The sequence below is a fragment of the Clostridium sp. Marseille-P2415 genome (assembly GCF_900155545.1).
In the GTDB taxonomy this organism is placed as follows: domain Bacteria; phylum Bacillota; class Clostridia; order Lachnospirales; family Lachnospiraceae; genus Lacrimispora.
Window position 1 is genome coordinate 2,844,656 of sequence record NZ_LT732526.1, and the last position, 16,368, is coordinate 2,861,023.

Genomic DNA, 16,368 nt, shown 5'->3' on the forward strand with positions numbered 1-16,368 from the left:
ACTTCAAATGCGAAAAGCATTAAGTGGTGGGTGGGGACTTGCTTGTGTCAGGTGGAGTACAAGCTCCACCTGACAAGCAGCGATAGCTGCTATTCGGTTATGCCCGGTGGAGCGGGGCACGCTGTGAGCAAGTAGCGAAGCGGATTGCGAATATCCGCTTGACGAAAGCAAAGCTGCTCTCTTAAACCGGTCAGCTTTTCTCCGTAAGCCTCAGCATATTCTCCAGATTCCGGTTCATCACTTTCGCGGTGCGGTTTAAAGCCTCTAAATCCTCCGCAGGTATGCCTTTATGCAGTTCTTCCATGAATTCCTGCTTACATGTCTTAATCCTCGCCACAACTTTCTGGCTTTTTTCCGTTAGGTATAAATGGACAAGCCTGCGGTCCTTTTTATCCTTTCCGGTCGTCAGATACCCTTTTTCACACAGGGATTCCACGGATTTTGCCACAAGACCTTTGGAAATATTCCGGCACTGGGCTATGTCGGATGCGCTGTTAAGCTCCTGATTATTGGAAAGGAACATCAACACAAGGATCTCATTGGGAGTAAAATCATATTCCGCAACAGCCTTTCCGCAAACCTTCCGGTATATCTTGTCTATCTTTGCAAAATATGTAAAATCCCCCTCTTCTTTCTGCCTCATCTCTTCTCCTTAAATAACACATTCAGGCTATCCAAACAAACGATAACCCTTAATAAATCATATGTCTGAGATCCAATGCTGTATACTGGTTTCCCTATATGAGATCCCGACACTGGATCGTTCACTTTTGAACCATTCGTTTTTGAATTATAAACAGGCAAACGCAGTATGTCAAGTCCAAAACGCAAAAGTGCCCGGAAAAAAGGAACCTTTCTTCCGGGCAACCCGTTCCTGATCTGCAATTCCGGTTGTCAGGCCACCTTTAGGCTTCTGGTTTTTCAACCTGAACGATTGCTGACTTCTGCATAGGAATTCTGCAGTTCTTATTATTACCGAATTCAACAATAACCGTATCATCTGTCATATCGATGATAACGCCGTAAAAACCGCTGGAGGTTAAGACGCTGTCACCGATTGCAATGTTTGCAAACATCTCCTGCTGTCTCTTTTTCTCCTTTTTCTGCGGTCTGATTGCGATAAAATACATAAAGCCAAAGATCACTGCGATGTAGATAACCCAGAAACCCATGCCCATGGTACCGCCTGTTGCTGATAACATAACCATTTCCTCCTTATATAACGATCCGCCGCCTGCTTGTCCCTCATCTTCAGGAAGCTCGATTCACCTGGCGGCTCTTCGAACGGCTAAGCCTGCCTTCCTTAAGAGGATTATTCCCCGGATTGTACCGCCGTCATACCGGAAAGCTTCTGTTCCTTGTATTCCCCATAACGGCGGTTTTCGATTGCGTCACGAATCTCTTCCATCATTGTATTATAAAAATATAAATTATGCAAGACACATAATCTCATGCCAAGCATTTCTTTTGCCTTTAAAAGATGCCTGATATAGGCCCTGCTGTAAGAGCGGCAGGCCGGGCACCGGCACCCCTCTTCTATGGGCTTATGATCCAGTTCATACCTGGAATTGAATAAATTCCGTTTTCCCTGATTGGTATACACATGACCATGGCGGCCATTTCTTGACGGATATACGCAGTCAAAGAAATCCACGCCCCGGTCCACGCTCTCTAAAATATTGGCCGGGGTTCCCACTCCCATCAGATAAGTCGGCTTGTTCTCCGGCAGATAGGGAACCGTTTCATCTAAAATACGGTACATCTCCGCATGGCTTTCCCCCACTGCAAGCCCGCCTAATGCATAGCCGTCTAAACCCATGGCAGATATGGTTTTGGCATGAGCGATCCGGATGTCCTCAAAGGTCCCGCCCTGGTTGATGCCGAACAACAGCTGGTCCCGGTTTAAAGTATCAGGCAGGGAATTCAGCCTTTCCATCTCAATCCGGCACCTTTCCAGCCATCTGGTGGTACGGTCTACGCTGTTCTGCATATATTCCCTGGCTGCCGGATGAGGCGGGCACTCGTCAAAGGCCATGGCTATGGTAGAGGCTAAATTAGACTGGATCTGCATGCTCTCTTCCGGGCCCATAAAAATCCTATGGCCGTCTATATGGGACTGGAAGGTAACGCCTTCTTCCTTTATCTTTCTCAATCCGGCCAGAGAAAATACCTGAAACCCGCCTGAGTCTGTAAGAATCGGGCGGTCCCAATTCATAAAAGCATGAAGTCCGCCGAATTTTTTAATTAATTTATCGCCGGTGCGCACATGAAGGTGATAGGTGTTTGAAAGCTCTACCTGGGTCTTGATCTCACGGAGATCATCCGTGGAAACAGCTCCCTTGATGGCTCCCACCGTGCCAACATTCATGAACACCGGAGTCTGGATCGTGCCGTGGACGGTTGTTACCTCCGCCCGCTTCGCACGTCCATCCTTTGCAATGATCTTATAATTCATTTACATTCCCTTACTTTTATTTTTTCGTGTTTTTAGCAGTTGTTTTCGCCCCTGCACTGTTTTTATTTTTATGAATGCTCATCACATACCACAGGGAGCCTGTTATGCATACGGAAGAATACGTACCGCATACGATACCGGCCATTAAAGGCAGCGCGAACTCGCGGATGGATGATACCCCCAGGATATACAGCACGAATACCATGATGAAGGTAGTGAGTGAAGTGTTAATGCTTCTTGTAAATGTCTGCGTAATGCTTAAGTTCACAATCTCATCCAGCTCCAGCTTTCTCTGGGTCTTTAAATTTTCCCGGATGCGGTCGAAAATAACAATCGTAGCATTGATAGAATACCCTACAATGGTAAGCATACATGCAATGAAGGTGGAACCTACGGACCATTTTAACAGAGCGTAGAAGGTCAGTACTACCAAAACGTCATGAACCAGTGCAAGCACCGCACTTCCCGCGAACCTGATATCTTTAAAACGGAACCAGATATAAAGAAGCATACAGACCGTAGCAATGATAACGGCTACAATGGCATCCTGCTTCATTTCCTGGCTGACTGCTCCGGAAATGCTTTCTGCCGTAATCTTTTCGGCTTCTATGCCAAAGTTATCGACCATAGCCTTGTTTAAAGCCTCACGTTCGTCCACACTTAAGGTCCTGGTCTTTATAATAACTTCATTGGTTCCGGCAACCTTCTGAGTCTGAACATCCGCATCCTTTGTTATTCCTTCCACAACCGGAACCACCTCAGAGGAGATCCTCTCCAGAGTCAGATCCTCATTAAAGGGCACATTGGTAGAAGTACCGCCCTTAAACTCCATGCTGTAGTTTAAGATGTTTCCTGTCTGGGACTTATTGACTCCCAGCCATGCAAGTCCGATGACGATCACAAGAAGGGAACCGGCAAACCACAGCTTCTTTCTGGAAAGGAAATTGATCACCCTTCCATCTTTCTTAGTGCCATAGAATTTCGGATCATCAAACCCCAGCTGGAACAGCATGTTCAAAACGAACTTTGTGACAAAAAGCGCTGTGATCATGGATAAAACGATACCGATCGCCAGCGTGGAGGCAAACCCCTTTACCGTGCCGGATCCTCTCCAGAACAGAACGCCGGCAGCGATCAGGGTTGTCACATTACCGTCAACAATCGCTGACAGAGCCTTGTTGAAACCAGCCTGTATGGCCGATTTCACCGTCTTGCCAAAACCGATTTCTTCCTTGATACGTGTGAAAATGATAACATTTGCATCCACTGCCATACCGATTGAAAGAATGATACCTGCTACACCCGGAAGGGTCAGGGTCACTTCAAAGGCAGCCAGCAGAATCAAAATAATGCCCACATAAAGAGATAATGCGATAACAGAAGCCACTCCCGGAATCAGATAAACTGCAATCATGAATACTGCAACAATGGCAAAACCGATGGCACCTGCCTTCAAGCTGGTGGTAATGGCTTCCTGTCCTAATTTTGCACCTACCACATTGGAACGGAGTTCTTCCAGCTCCAGGGAAAGGGAACCGATTCGGATGGTGGAGGCCAGGGTTTCCGCTTCCTCGTAAGAGGTCATACCGCTGATCTGGCACTGTCCCTGGGTGATCGGCTCCTGAACGACCGGGTTGGAATAAATCTTGCCGTCGTAAATAATGGCAATCCGTTTTCCGACATTATTGGTCGTTGCATCTGCGAATATCTGCTTCCCTTCGTCTGTAAAGGTCAAATCCACCAGGTATTCCTTGATGCCGTTATTTTCGGTGATCACCGGCTTCGCCGTAGCCACCTGATTGCCATTTAAAATCGTATTGCCGGTTTCATCTGCAAAAATCAGGGAGCCGGGCTTTCCAAGTTCCTCTAAAATAGCATTGGCATCGGATACGCCGGGAATGTCCACGTTAATCCGATTGTTTCCTTCCTGGTAAACCTCTGCTTCCGTGCTGTAATTCTGGACTCTCTGCTGCAGCTTATAGATGGTGTCCTTCATATCCTCAGCGCTTGGATCTTCTTCCTTTGCCTGATACGTAATGCTGACACCCCCTGCCAGATCCAGGCCCAGCTTAATGTCATTCATGGTCGTGTAGCCAAAATAGGCGAACAATCCAACCATGGCCAGTGAAAAAATCAGCCCTAACAGGCCCTTGCCTTTGTTACTTTTCATGACTTTTCTCCTTTTTTTTGGGATAATAAATGCTTTTTTCCAACCTTAGTCTTCAGCCAGAGCCGCCTTGATCATGATGGCGCACTCAATCCGTTTCTTCTGCATTTCGCATCCGATATCATAAGCATCCGTAATGCATCCATGGAAGTTATAGGAGTTGGCTGCACAGCCTCCGCTGCAGTAGAACCTTGCAAAACAATCCCGGCACTTATTCTTAGCATAAACATTGCAAAGCTTAAACTCATCGCGAATCTGTAAATTGGTCACACCTGTATCTACATTGCCGAGAAGGAATTTCTCCTCTCCGACAAATTGGTGGCACGGATAGAAATCTCCCCACGGGGTCACTGCCAGATACTCAGTCCCTGAACCACAGCCTGACAACCGCTTTGCCACGCAGGGTCCCTGATTCAAATCAATATTAAAATGGAAGAAATTAAAACCTTTGCCTTCCTTCTGCCTGTTAATGTATTCCACTGCAAGCCTGTCATACTCTTCAAGGATCTGCGGGAGGTCTTCCTCCCTGATCGCATAATCCTCTTCCGGCTGCGCTACCACCGGCTCGATGGACATGCTGGAAAAGCCAAGATCTGCATATTCCAGAACATCCTTTGAGAAATCCATATTATTGCGGGTAAAGGTCCCTCTGATATAATAATCCCTGGTTCCTCTGAGCTCAGCAAATTTCTGAAACTTGGGAACGATCAGATCGTAGCTGCCTTTTCCGTTGCGGAACGGGCGCATCCTGTCATTGACTTCCTTACGTCCGTCAAGGCTTAACACAACATTGCTCATTTCCCGGTTGCAGAATTCCATGATCTCATCATTTAACAGCACACCGTTGGTCGTCATGGTGAAACGGAAATTCTTATTATATTCTTTCTCTTTTGAGCGGCCGTATTCAACAAGCTGCTTCACTACCTCCCAATTCATGAGCGGTTCTCCGCCAAAAAAGTCCACCTCCAGGTTTTTCCGGCTGCCGGAATTGGCAATCAGAAAGTCCAGCGCCTTTTTCCCCACTTCAAAGGACATCAGCGCCCGCCTGCCATGGTATTCTCCCTCTTCCGCAAAGCAATATTTGCAGGCCAGATTGCAGTCATGGGCAATATGTAAACAAAGCGCCTTAACAACCGTCTTCCGCTTTTTAAAATCAACCACATAGTCGTGATATACATCCCTGGTAAACAGTTCTCCCGCATTGATGAGATACTGAATCTCCTCCAAAGCTTCCTTTACTTCTGATTCTCCGTACTTTTCAGAAAGGCGGCTGGAAATCTCTTCTTCCGCCTCTTTTGGAAGTGCCTCCGGCTCTTCCATCTCCGGCACCATACCTGCGGCGATCTCTACAGCTTCATACATAACCGGGTCCACGGAGTGAACCGAGCCGCTGTTGACATCCATCACGATATGAAACCCATTATTGATATATTGATGAATCACTTGTAGTCTCCTTATTTTGAAAGATTTTAACCTTTAATCGGTTTTGGGCAGACAAGCGAAGTAACCCCTACCGTCGTATGACCGTAGGGGCATCTGCTTATCTGCCTTATGGCTGTTCTATACAGTTTTCATAAACTAACGGTTGCTATTCTCGCAGCTCTGGTTTCCTACTGTACAGGATGTCTTGCAGGCTGACTGGCAGGAAGTCTGGCATTCGCCGCAGCCACCTTTTTTCATGGATTCTTTTAAAGTACTGGAATTTAATGTTTTCACGTGTTTCATATACTTACACCTCCTGTATTAACCTAATTCCTTGAGATTATACCACATGTTTTTGGCGAGTGCAAGATGAATTGCCCCCTCACAAACAGGCCTGTATAAATTTTTATTGTCCAAACATCCTAGAATATCCTCTGTACAGGCAGAATATACTGAACCATAAGACAAGATATAAGGAGTAGTCAAATGGAAAAATCAAAGCTTCAGGTCACACTAAGAAACCTGCTCATCACCTACATACTGACCGGAATCCTGCTGGTGGTCCTGGCCTTAGCACTCTATAGATTCCGGTTGAAGGAAGGCCAGATACGACTGGGTGTCAATGCGGTTTATATTATCACCTGTCTCTTTGGGGGGATTTTAATGGGAAAGAGCATACGGCAGCGGAGGTTCTTCTGGGGACTTTTACTGGGACTTCTTTATTTCCTGGTGCTCTTAGGAGTTTCTTTCCTATTGAACAAAGGGTTAAACGGATCCATGAACCAGATTCTTACCACTATGGCGATATGTGTGGTCAGCGGGACTGCGGGGGGGATGATGAGTTAAAAATGGTTTTACTCATAAGGTTGTGAGGAAATGGAGAACTGCGCTTAGGGTTTTGGAGGGAAAATGAGGAAAGGCTCCCCGGATACGCTCATGGTTTCGGACGGGATAGGTGTAAGGGAGATGGCACGGGATAATGAGGGCACCGACACCATTCATCGAGTTTTCCTGATGAAAACTCGATTCAGGGCGTCTAAAAAACGGACTTTGTGAGTCCGTTTTTTCCCTCATTATCCCGTACCCTCTCCCTAACGCCTATCGACGTCCTGCAAAAATCGCTGTATCCGGGGAGCCTTTCCTCATTTTCCGGCCAGAATACGGCAGCTCTCCATTTCCGCTAAGGGTATTGGCGAAAATCATAGTTGAAAACCATGTTTATAATTTGGAGGCTGAGGTTTAAATATTCAATTCGGAAGGCCCGTACACAGTGGACTTTTCCAACACTTAGCCGGGAAAAGAGGCAGAGGGGGAGGGGCAGCGGTTGGTTTGCAGGCGGATTAGAACTTCTTAGGTTGGAAGGATACAAAAAACATGGGCGGACATTGGCTTCAAAGCCAATGTCCGAGGAAACCCGGAACGCGAATTTCTTTCAGAAATTCGGGTGGAGTTTTCCGATCCCATGTTTTTTGTATCCTTCCGGCCTTAGAAGTTCTTCCGCCGAAACTCCAACTGCTGCCCCTCCCCCTCTGCCTCTTTTCCCTCGAAATCTTAGCAAAAGTCCACGTCACCGCAGCCAGTCCCTCAATGCGGCAAATACATATGCACCTTATCAATTCTGTTTTTATCCAGTTTATCAACTACAAGCCTGATTTCGTTGCAGATTACCTCTTCTCCCTGCTCCGGAAGGCGGTCAAGCTGTCCGATGATCAGGCCGCCAATGGAATCATAATCCTCAGATTCCAGTTCAAGGCCTAACCGGTCATTTAGATCGTCAAGCTTCATGGAGCCTTCTACCACATATTCAAACGGCGCAACTTCGACCAGTTCATTTTCTTCGTCTTCGTCGTACTCATCCCGGATTTCTCCGACGATTTCTTCCAGCAAGTCTTCTAAAGTAATCATCCCTGCCGTTGCTCCGTATTCGTCCAGGACAATAACAACGTTGTTGCAGGTCTTGCGCATCTCTAACATAAGTTCTGCAGTTTTTTTATACTCATATGTATAGAGCGGCTCTCTTAAAATATTTCGGATACTGAAACCGTCATCATTGTTTATGAGAAGAAGGTCCTTCATATTAATGATTCCGATGACATTATCACTGGTTTCTTCATAAATCGGAATTCTGGTGTACATCTCTTCCCGGAATATATCAATCAGTTCATCATAAGTGGCGTTTACTTCTACTAGAGTCATATCGATACGTGGGATCATAATATCACGTGCCACGGAATCGCCGAAGTCGAATACGTTGTTGATTATTTTTCTTTCTTCCAATTCGATAACGCCTTCCTCATGGCTGACATCTACAATGGTTCGAAGTTCATCTTCTGTGATGGCTTCCTGCTTTCGGTTGGGATTCACATGGATGAACCGCAAAAAGCCCGATGAAAGTATGTTGACAACATAAATGACCGGAGTCATGACAATCATAAAGGTATATACTGTTTTTGCATATTTTAAAGCTATTATTTCGGAATATAGTGTTGAAATGGTCTTCGGCGAAATCTCGCCAAATACCAGAATGACCAGAGTAAGGATACCGGTCCCAATGCCTACCGCCTTATTGCCCCATATGCTCAGAACCAGTGTGGTGGAAATGGATGAGGCAGTTAAGTTTACTACATTGTTACCGACCAGAATCGCACTGAGCATCTTACCCTGGTTCTCCAGAATCTTCGTCAGCGTGATGGCGCTCTTATTGCCTGCCTCCGCCAAAGTCCGGACCCGGATCTTATTCACCGTAGTAAGTGCAGTCTCAGCCGATGAGAAAAATGCTGATAAACCAACCAGAAAAATTAATATAAGCAACTGTATATAGTCACTCGAATCCAAAAAGATCAACTCCCGTTTTTTATATTTTGTCTTTGATTTTACAATAGAAAAGCGGCTATGTCAAGAAAACAGCCGCTTTTTTACACTTAACGCTCCCTGAAAGACCGGATCACTGCCGCCACAAGCATGATACCGGCTCCCAGAAATATGAACAAATCTCCCAGGTTAAATACAACCTTCTTAAGCTTCCCATACTGAATGCTGAAATAATCCACCACATAATGCCGGACCAGCCTGTCATACAGATTGCTGACGGCGCCGCCTAAGGCTATGGATAAGGCCAGTTTTTCTGCGGTCCTCCCCTTTCTTTGAAGGAGGCAGGCAAGCATTCCTCCAATAAAAGAAGCAACTGCAAGAGGAATCATCTGTACCAGCGACTGATGATTTTTTAAATAGCCGAAGGAAAAACCGGCATTATGATTTTTATACAACAAAATTTTTCCGCAGCTTCCCTCAAGTTCTTTGGGGAAATCGGATTCGTTCTGTTCCTCAATGGCACTTTTTATGCAAAGATCCAGGGATGCTAATAATGCAATGAAGCCGATCAATACCATGACGTACACTCCTTCCGTCCTTATTATCACCATGTTACCGTTCTTTTTATCCTTCATCCGGCAATTCCCGCTGATTTCCTGTATCATTAACCGCGCATCTGAATGTGAGGACCGCCGTTCCTGTCCAGATAGGATCTCGTTATGACCACGGAACCGATATTCGGATCCTTGGGAATCTCATACATGATATCGAGCATGAAGTTCTCTATAATGGCGCGCAGCGCTCTGGCCCCGGTTTTTTTCTTGAGAGCCTCATCTGCGATCCACTCTAATGCATCCTCTTCAAACACCAGATTCACCTCATCAAGCTCCAAAAGCTTTTTGTACTGTTTTAAAATGGCGTTTTTCGGTTCCTTTAAAACACGGATCAGAAAGTCCTTATTCAGGGATTCTAGGGTAACCGTAATGGGAAGTCGGCCCAGGAACTCCGGTATCATACCGAATTTTCTTAAATCCTCGTTGGTCACATGAGTAAGAATGTCAGAATCTTTTTCATACTTATCCTTTAATTCGGCTGAAAAGCCGATGGAGGATTTTTCTTTCAGCCGTTCCCTTATAATGTCTTCCAGATCCGGGAACGCTCCTCCGCAGATGAAAAGTATGTTTTCTGTACTGACCGAAGTCATAGGCGTTAAGGCATTCTTCTGATTGGAGCCTACCGGAACCTCCACCGTGCTCCCCTCCAGCAGCTTTAAAAGCTCCTGCTGGACAGATTCCCCGCTTACATCTCTGCTGCTTGTACTCTTCTTTTTCGCGATTTTATCAATCTCATCAATAAAAATAATGCCGCGCTCTGCCTTGTCCACATCGTTATCAGCGGCTGCCAGCAATTTGGATACTACGCTCTCAATGTCATCGCCTATGTATCCTGCCTCGGTAAGAGAAGTTGCATCGGCAATGGCCAGAGGTACATCAAGGAGCTTTGCCAGGGTCTTAACCAGATAGGTTTTCCCGCTGCCAGTCGGACCGATCATGAGAATGTTTGATTTTTCAATCTGAACGTTCCCTTCCTCATCCCGCTGCTTCGAATCCACCAGATAGACCCTCTTATAATGATTATAAACCGCTACGGAGATCACTTTTTTTGCCTGCTCCTGGCCAATGACATAATCATCCAGCTTCTGTTTGATTACATGAGGAGCGGGAATATCCTTTAAATTAAGGTCCTGCTTCGGTTCTTTCTCCGTTCTTTTTTTAATCTTCTGCTTTTTGGGTATCTCAAGATCCTGACTGTTTATATTGCCAAGATCCCTTAAATTCAAATTCATATAAGGCATATTCTGAATCTTGGACAAATCAAATCCGCCCTGAGTTACAGAGTCAAATGCTTTCTGCATGCAGTCATGGCACAGATTCATGCCTCCAGGCATGGAAACCATCGGCCCTGCCACATTCTCCGGTCTCCGGCAGACATAACAGATTTTTTCGTATTCATCGTCTTCTTTTTTCTTTTTATCACCATCAGAGCTGCGGACAGTCGTGTCTTCCATCTTCTCCTCCAGAATATCTTTGTCTTCCAAACTATAGTCTCCCTCTATCTGTAATTATATACCGCATAATATGTCATTATAAAGCATTTAAAACTGTCCTACAAGTGCGGATCAGTAATTTAGATTTTTTTAATGAATTGAAAAACTCCCCAAGCCCGGTGAATGAGCCTGAGGAGCCATTTTCCTCTTATCCCTGCTGTTGGACCTCTGCCGGCCTCTTACCAAGGGTTATGTCTACGTTTCTTTCTACGTACTGACCGTTCTCAAGAGACTGGACGGTAAGGGTTACGGTTGTTCCTCCTTCGTAATATTTAAGCATATTTGTCAGGTCATCATAAGTCTTAATGCCCTGGCCGTCGAATTTGGTAATGATGTCTTTTTCCCGTAAATCGGACTGGGAAGCCGCACCTCCTTCTACAATCTTATAGATAAATACACCCTGGGGCATACCGAGCTGCTGGCTTGTAGCCGCATCAATATTCTTGCACTGGATCCCTAAGTATCCCTGGTCCCCGTCGGCAACCTGTGTTCTGGTCTTTCTGGTCATCAGGTTGTCAATGATATCCTGGGCTTTTGAAATCGGGATCGCATACCCCATGCCCTCAACTTCTGTGGAAGAATATTTTGCTGAGTTAATGGCAACTACCTCTCCCTGCATATTTAACAGAGCGCCGCCGCTGTTACCGGGATTGATGGCTGCATCGGTCTGAAGCAGGTTACGGTTTGTTCCATCCTCGGTCTGGACGGTACGGTCAAGAGCGCTGATGTAACCGACGGTAACGGACTGTCCGTAGCCAAGAGCATTTCCAATGGCAACAACTCCCTGGCCTACCTTCAAATTGTCGGAATTGCCAAGGTTTGCTAAGGAAATTTTGGTTAATGTGTCGGAAGAGATATTCTTTAACGGAACTGCAATGACCGCCAGATCGCTGTCTGCGTCAGTTCCTTTGATAGCTGCATCCACGGCCACCTGGTCAATAAAGGTGACCTTCAGCTCATTTGCCCCTTCTACTACATGGTTATTGGTTACGATTAAAAGTTCATCGTCATTCTTTCCCACAATGATACCGGAACCGCTGCCCTCCCCTTCTCTCTGCATGGGGCCAAACCAGGTCTGGCTTTCATAAATCACCTTGCTGGTAATGGCAACGACCGACGGCATGGCTTTGTCTACGATGGTAGAAACATCATTGACTGTGGAAACACTGGAGGCGTTGGCTACCTGGGTACCGGCTGCTGCAGACGTAGAAGGAATGGTCTCTGCCCGGCTTATCTCGACGGAATTTCTGCTTTCGTAGGCCCCGGCGGCCCAGTTAATCCCAACCATGACGCTTCCGGCAATCACACCGAAGACCAGGGCTCCGCCTGCAAGGCCGGCGGCCTTCTTTACAAAACCGCCTTTCTTTTTGGGTTTCCCTTCTTCCGGAAGCGGACTTTGTTCCGCCATTCTTTGATACTGGTATTCCTGATAATGCGGAATATTCTGCTGATTCTCATAAGCACTGCGGGCCTGAGACCGTTCGGAGCTCTCCGGCTCCGGATCCCTCATAATAAAATTGGTAGTCATTGCTTCTTCTTTATGATCTTCAGGATTCATTCCGCCTGTCACTTTGTTTTCATCTTCGTCATACATAAGACCTGTCTCCTTTCATGTATACTGTTCCTCTTCTTTGATAATCAAAGTTTACCAATGAATTGTGACCATTTTGTGATAAAAATATATTCAATATGTGAAATGAAAAAGAACCCCGCATCAGATGCCTGTCAAATCATCAAGGCCCTGTCTGCAGGGTATTATTCCTTCTTTTTCCTTTTTTATTAATCAACTGGTGGTGCAGACACCACCGGAACTTCTGAGGCCCCGCCGTTCGCATTGGAATTCTGGGATGCGGCCGTCTCCCCCGGACCGCCCGGTCCGGCTGACGTAGTCTCAGGAGCAGTCGTCTGATTGGATCCCGGCCCATGAGCCGCCGTTGTCGTCTCTGTGACGCCGCCGGTAGGCGTTGGCTTTGTTTCTCCTGGTTTCGTTGCACCGGACGTTGTTTCCTGGGGTCTCGTCTCTCCGGGCTTTGTTTCCTTTGTCGCTCCGGTGCTGCCTTCCGATGAATCCGCAGGCTTTATTGGCTTTCCGTTTTCATCTGTTTCCTCTATGAAGTCTCCCTGGGAAGAGGATTCTTCTGCATCCGTGGTTTTTTCTTCCTTTGTCGCTTTCGTGGTTTTCTCCGGAACATCCCCTTCATCCGTCGAAACGTGATCAATGCTGGTTCCTTTTTTGTACATGCCGGAATCAGCAGCTATCTTGGCACTGATTTTCTTAACCATTTCAGACGGTTCATAGTCTTCTTTATCAAAAAGAAGCTTATGAAGCTCCGAAACGTTGGTTTCCAGAGTCTGGGGGATTACGCAGTCCCCTTTTTTGCCTATTGTCATATCGCCGCGGGCAAATGGGAAGCCCCCTGTTTCCCCGATATGATATTTGCTGATATCCAAAATCAGTTCTGTAAAATCACTGAACGTAAGGTTCGTACCGATCTGCTCCACTTCCATTAATAAGATTCTGTTAAGCAATCCCAAGTCTGCCTTCTTTGCCTTATCAAATGTCTTTTGAATCACAAGGCGCTGACGCTCTGTTCTTGCGTAGTCGGTATCCATCTTTCTAAGTCTGGCATAGGCAACAGCCTGAACTCCATCCAGATGATTCATGCCTGCTGATTTTAAATGAACCGACGGAACTCCGGTTTCCTTGACTGTCTCTGTAATAAAAGAATTGATGTAACGGAATTCGGCCTTGCTGATATCAATATCTACACCGTTAAGCATATTAATCCCGTCAGCAACCGATTTCCAGTTAAATGTGACGTATTCTCTGATATCCAGATCAAGATTTTTATTAAGGGCTACCAGAGCCTGTTGAGCACCTCCGTTGGCATAGGCAGAGTTTATTTTGTTATAAGTATTACCTTCATTTGTATTCAAATATGTATCACGGAATACGGATACAAGTCTGATTTCTCCGGTATCTCTGTTTATATTGCAGATCATAATCACGTCAGCATTGGTCCCTTTGTTCACATTGCCATCCCGGCTGTCAACGCCGAATATCGCGATGGTACGGTAACCTGTCATGTGCTTTTTTTGTTCCGGTGACATGATCTCATTCCGGACCTGATTCTCATTAAAATTATCCGGTCTCTGAATGGCTCCCATCAGTCTCGCTACATAAGCATAGGAGAAAATAAGCGCCAGCGTAAATATTTCCGCAACCGTCATAATAATGATGCGCCTGATCTTTCTCTTTTTTTCAGTCTGGGCTGCCGATCTGCTGGCCGCCGCGCTCTTTGCCTGGATATCCTGGACTGACATTCTGGGCTGCTGCCTTGTCCCGCCGTCTCCTATTACAATCTGGCCTCTGGGCGCATTTTGGCTGCTTCCTGATGCAGTGCGGCTTCTGGCTGTTCCCTGGGCGCTTCCTGCCGCTGTCTGGGCACGGGATGTTCCCTGGCCGCTTCCTGATGATGCCTGCGGGCGTGACGTTCCCTGACTTCTTCCTGCCTGCGGCTGCGGACGGGAGGTTTCCTGAGCGTTCCTGTTCCCGGATGAAACCTGGTTCCTGCCTGTGCTGCTTCCTGATGCCTGCCGGGGCCGGGGCGCTCCCTGGCTTTTATTCTGAGCGGCTCCGGATGATGACTGGCCCCGGAACATCGCCTGGCTGCCTGCGGCTGAAGGTTGGGAACCATAAGCTCCCCTGGCCCTCTCACCGGCCTTCTTTGTCATATCACCCCGGCCAGCTGTCTGATTTGTTCCGCCGTGTTTCGGCTCCTGATAATCTTCATAATCATCATCCAGGTAGTAATCTTCATCGGACGGATCTGGTTTTGAATTGGAACCGCGCCTTCCCTTTCTAATGTTATCACGGTTTAATTCATCATCAAATTCATTTCTCATCTATTTAACCTCATCCTAATCGTGTCGTATCCGGTATCAGTACGCATTTTTATTGATAAACCCTTTGAACATGGTAAGAAACAATATCTTAAAATCAAATCCCAGGGTCCAGTTTTCGATATAATATAAATCATGTTCAATTCTCTTTGTAATGGAAGTATCTCCACGGTATCCATTCACCTGGGCCCAGCCTGTAATTCCCGGCCGTACCTGATGCTTGATCATATAGCGGGGGATCTCTTCTTTGAATTTTTCAACAAAGAGCGGCCTTTCCGGCCTTGGTCCCACCAGACTCATGTCCCCCCGGAGAACATTTAAAAACTGAGGCATCTCATCAATGCTTGTCTTTCTGATAAACCGTCCCACAGGCGTTACACGGGAATCATGGGGCGTTGTCCATTTTGCTTTTTCTTCAGACGGAGCCTGGACCACCATGGAACGGAATTTATACATTTTAAACGGTCTGTTATGAAGGCCTACCCTCTCCTGGCTGTAAATGAGCGGCCCCGGAGCGGTCAGTTTAATGAGTGCTGCTGTCATCAGCATAATGGGTGAAAATAAAGCCAGGGCAAATGCAGCCCCTAAAATGTCAACCGCCCTTTTTGCCAGGGCGTTAACCGGATCCGTTAAGGGCACCCGGCGGATGTTGACCACCGGCAGACCCTGTAAGTCCTCAATATAAGGCCTTGTAGGGATCATATTATTATAATCCGGTATAAACTTGGTGTGGACGCCTGATTTTTCACAGGAAGCCACGATTTTTTCTAAATTTGCATATTCGTTGATGCTTAAGGTGATGGCGATTTCATCAAGAGAGTTCAGGGCGAGAATCTCATCCAAGTCCCGAACTTTTCCTATGACATGGACTCCCTTATATCCGGTCCCCCATTCCTTCGTATTATCAAGAATGCCTTTTACCTGATAACCCCATTCCGGATTTACCAGCACCCGGTCTATAAATCCTTCCGCCGCCCGGCTGTAGCCAATCAAAAGAATGTGCTTCTGATTGTACCCTCTGGAACGCATGGAACGGAGCATATAACGGATCAGGTTCCGTTCTGCCACCTCCAGAATAATGTTGATGGCGCAAAAATAAAACACCATCCTGGTAGAGAATTCACGGAAATACGGATTTTTCTTAATCAGTAACAGGAGCAAGGCAAAGAGCAGGACCCCAAAAAAGTTGGCCTTTAAGATATTGACGAATTCATACCTCTTCTCCTGTACCCTTTTCGGCGCATACAAATGGAAGATGCCGTAAAGCAGCAGATAGGTCGGCAAAATTACAAGAAGCGCCGCAAAATAGTACTGTGGTGCCAAAACCTGCTTATAAGGGCTGAACAACCGGTTGCCCAACAAAAGCAGCAGCCAGGCAAATACATAGGACACAAGAATGACCAGCCCGTCCAGTACTACATGAAACCCATTTAATTTTTTCTGATTATCCTTTATCATAGCAGCAAAACCTTCCAATCGTGCGTTGCACCATACTTCTCCATG

13 protein-coding genes are annotated in these 16,368 nt (G+C 46.4%); 1 reads left to right on the forward strand and 12 read right to left on the reverse strand.

What is annotated here, in order from left to right; translation table 11 throughout:
* Positions 1 to 190 precede the first annotated feature (190 nt).
* The 6 genes from BQ9856_RS17955 to scfA form a co-directional block, all read right to left on the reverse strand.
* Complete coding sequence (locus tag BQ9856_RS17955) at positions 191 to 643, reverse strand: MarR family winged helix-turn-helix transcriptional regulator (RefSeq protein WP_077612247.1); 453 nt, start codon at positions 641 to 643, stop codon at positions 191 to 193.
* A gap of 262 nt (positions 644 to 905) precedes the next feature.
* Positions 906 to 1,172, reverse strand: coding sequence for a preprotein translocase subunit YajC (gene yajC / locus BQ9856_RS17960; protein ID WP_442855594.1), 267 nt, complete (start codon positions 1,170 to 1,172; stop codon positions 906 to 908).
* Positions 1,173 to 1,312: 140 nt separating this feature from the next.
* Positions 1,313 to 2,455 (reverse strand): tRNA guanosine(34) transglycosylase Tgt, encoded by a 1,143-nt coding sequence (tgt, locus tag BQ9856_RS17965; protein ID WP_077612249.1) that lies wholly within the window; start codon positions 2,453 to 2,455, stop codon positions 1,313 to 1,315.
* Positions 2,456 to 2,471: 16 nt separating this feature from the next.
* A complete protein-coding gene (locus tag BQ9856_RS17970; protein ID WP_077612250.1) occupies positions 2,472 to 4,625 on the reverse strand; it encodes a protein translocase subunit SecDF in 2,154 nt (717 codons plus the stop codon).
* Positions 4,626 to 4,670: 45 nt separating this feature from the next.
* On the reverse strand, positions 4,671 to 6,065 hold the full coding sequence (scfB, locus tag BQ9856_RS17975; protein WP_077612251.1) for a thioether cross-link-forming SCIFF peptide maturase: 1,395 nt from the start codon (positions 6,063 to 6,065) through the stop codon (positions 4,671 to 4,673).
* 135 nt (positions 6,066 to 6,200) lie between these two features.
* Positions 6,201 to 6,347 carry a six-cysteine ranthipeptide SCIFF gene (gene scfA, locus BQ9856_RS17980; protein WP_002601553.1) on the reverse strand — a complete coding sequence of 49 codons (147 nt, stop codon included), beginning with the start codon at positions 6,345 to 6,347 and terminating at the stop codon, positions 6,201 to 6,203.
* Between the two features lie 183 nt (positions 6,348 to 6,530).
* Between scfA and BQ9856_RS17985 the strand changes: the two genes are divergently transcribed.
* Entirely contained in the window at positions 6,531 to 6,890 is a 360-nt protein-coding gene (locus tag BQ9856_RS17985) for a TIGR04086 family membrane protein (RefSeq protein WP_077612252.1), read from the forward strand.
* Between the two features lie 738 nt (positions 6,891 to 7,628).
* Here the strand turns inward: BQ9856_RS17985 and BQ9856_RS17990 are convergent.
* The 6 genes from BQ9856_RS17990 to BQ9856_RS18015 all read right to left on the reverse strand — a co-directional run bounded on the left by BQ9856_RS17990 (position 7,629) and on the right by BQ9856_RS18015 (position 16,323).
* Complete coding sequence (locus BQ9856_RS17990; RefSeq protein WP_077612253.1) at positions 7,629 to 8,879, reverse strand: HlyC/CorC family transporter; 1,251 nt, start codon at positions 8,877 to 8,879, stop codon at positions 7,629 to 7,631.
* 86 nt (positions 8,880 to 8,965) lie between these two features.
* Positions 8,966 to 9,490, reverse strand: a complete 525-nt coding sequence (locus tag BQ9856_RS17995) for a signal peptidase II (protein WP_442855544.1) — start codon at positions 9,488 to 9,490, stop codon at positions 8,966 to 8,968.
* A 29-nt stretch (positions 9,491 to 9,519) separates the two neighbouring features.
* The gene (gene clpX / locus BQ9856_RS18000) at positions 9,520 to 10,923 is read right to left on the reverse strand and encodes an ATP-dependent Clp protease ATP-binding subunit ClpX (protein ID WP_200801381.1); all 1,404 of its coding nucleotides are present in this window, start codon (positions 10,921 to 10,923) and stop codon (positions 9,520 to 9,522) included.
* A 187-nt stretch (positions 10,924 to 11,110) separates the two neighbouring features.
* Positions 11,111 to 12,556 carry a S1C family serine protease gene (locus BQ9856_RS18005; RefSeq protein WP_077612255.1) on the reverse strand — a complete coding sequence of 482 codons (1,446 nt, stop codon included), beginning with the start codon at positions 12,554 to 12,556 and terminating at the stop codon, positions 11,111 to 11,113.
* Between the two features lie 185 nt (positions 12,557 to 12,741).
* Entirely contained in the window at positions 12,742 to 14,868 is a 2,127-nt protein-coding gene (locus BQ9856_RS18010; RefSeq protein ID WP_077612256.1) for an LCP family protein, read from the reverse strand.
* Positions 14,869 to 14,904: 36 nt separating this feature from the next.
* Positions 14,905 to 16,323, reverse strand: coding sequence for an undecaprenyl-phosphate glucose phosphotransferase (locus BQ9856_RS18015; protein WP_077612257.1), 1,419 nt, complete (start codon positions 16,321 to 16,323; stop codon positions 14,905 to 14,907).
* Positions 16,324 to 16,368 lie beyond the last annotated feature (45 nt).

Excerpts from the sequence above, each read along its gene's own strand:
- BQ9856_RS17955 (WP_077612247.1), bottom strand. The coding sequence starts at position 643 with ATGAGGCAGAAAGAAGAGGGGGATTTTACATATTTTGCAAAGATAGAC.
- clpX (WP_200801381.1), bottom strand. The coding sequence starts at position 10,923 with ATGGAAGACACGACTGTCCGCAGCTCTGATGGTGATAAAAAGAAAAAA.
- BQ9856_RS17995 (WP_442855544.1), bottom strand. The coding sequence starts at position 9,490 with ATGAAGGATAAAAAGAACGGTAACATGGTGATAATAAGGACGGAAGGA.
- BQ9856_RS17985 (WP_077612252.1), top strand. The coding sequence starts at position 6,531 with ATGGAAAAATCAAAGCTTCAGGTCACACTAAGAAACCTGCTCATCACC.
- BQ9856_RS18010 (WP_077612256.1), bottom strand. The coding sequence starts at position 14,868 with ATGAGAAATGAATTTGATGATGAATTAAACCGTGATAACATTAGAAAG.
- BQ9856_RS18005 (WP_077612255.1), bottom strand. The coding sequence starts at position 12,556 with ATGTATGACGAAGATGAAAACAAAGTGACAGGCGGAATGAATCCTGAA.
- tgt (WP_077612249.1), bottom strand. The coding sequence starts at position 2,455 with ATGAATTATAAGATCATTGCAAAGGATGGACGTGCGAAGCGGGCGGAG.
- scfA (WP_002601553.1), bottom strand. The coding sequence starts at position 6,347 with ATGAAACACGTGAAAACATTAAATTCCAGTACTTTAAAAGAATCCATG.
- BQ9856_RS17970 (WP_077612250.1), bottom strand. The coding sequence starts at position 4,625 with ATGAAAAGTAACAAAGGCAAGGGCCTGTTAGGGCTGATTTTTTCACTG.
- BQ9856_RS18015 (WP_077612257.1), bottom strand. The coding sequence starts at position 16,323 with ATGATAAAGGATAATCAGAAAAAATTAAATGGGTTTCATGTAGTACTG.
- yajC (WP_442855594.1), bottom strand. The coding sequence starts at position 1,172 with ATGGGTTTCTGGGTTATCTACATCGCAGTGATCTTTGGCTTTATGTAT.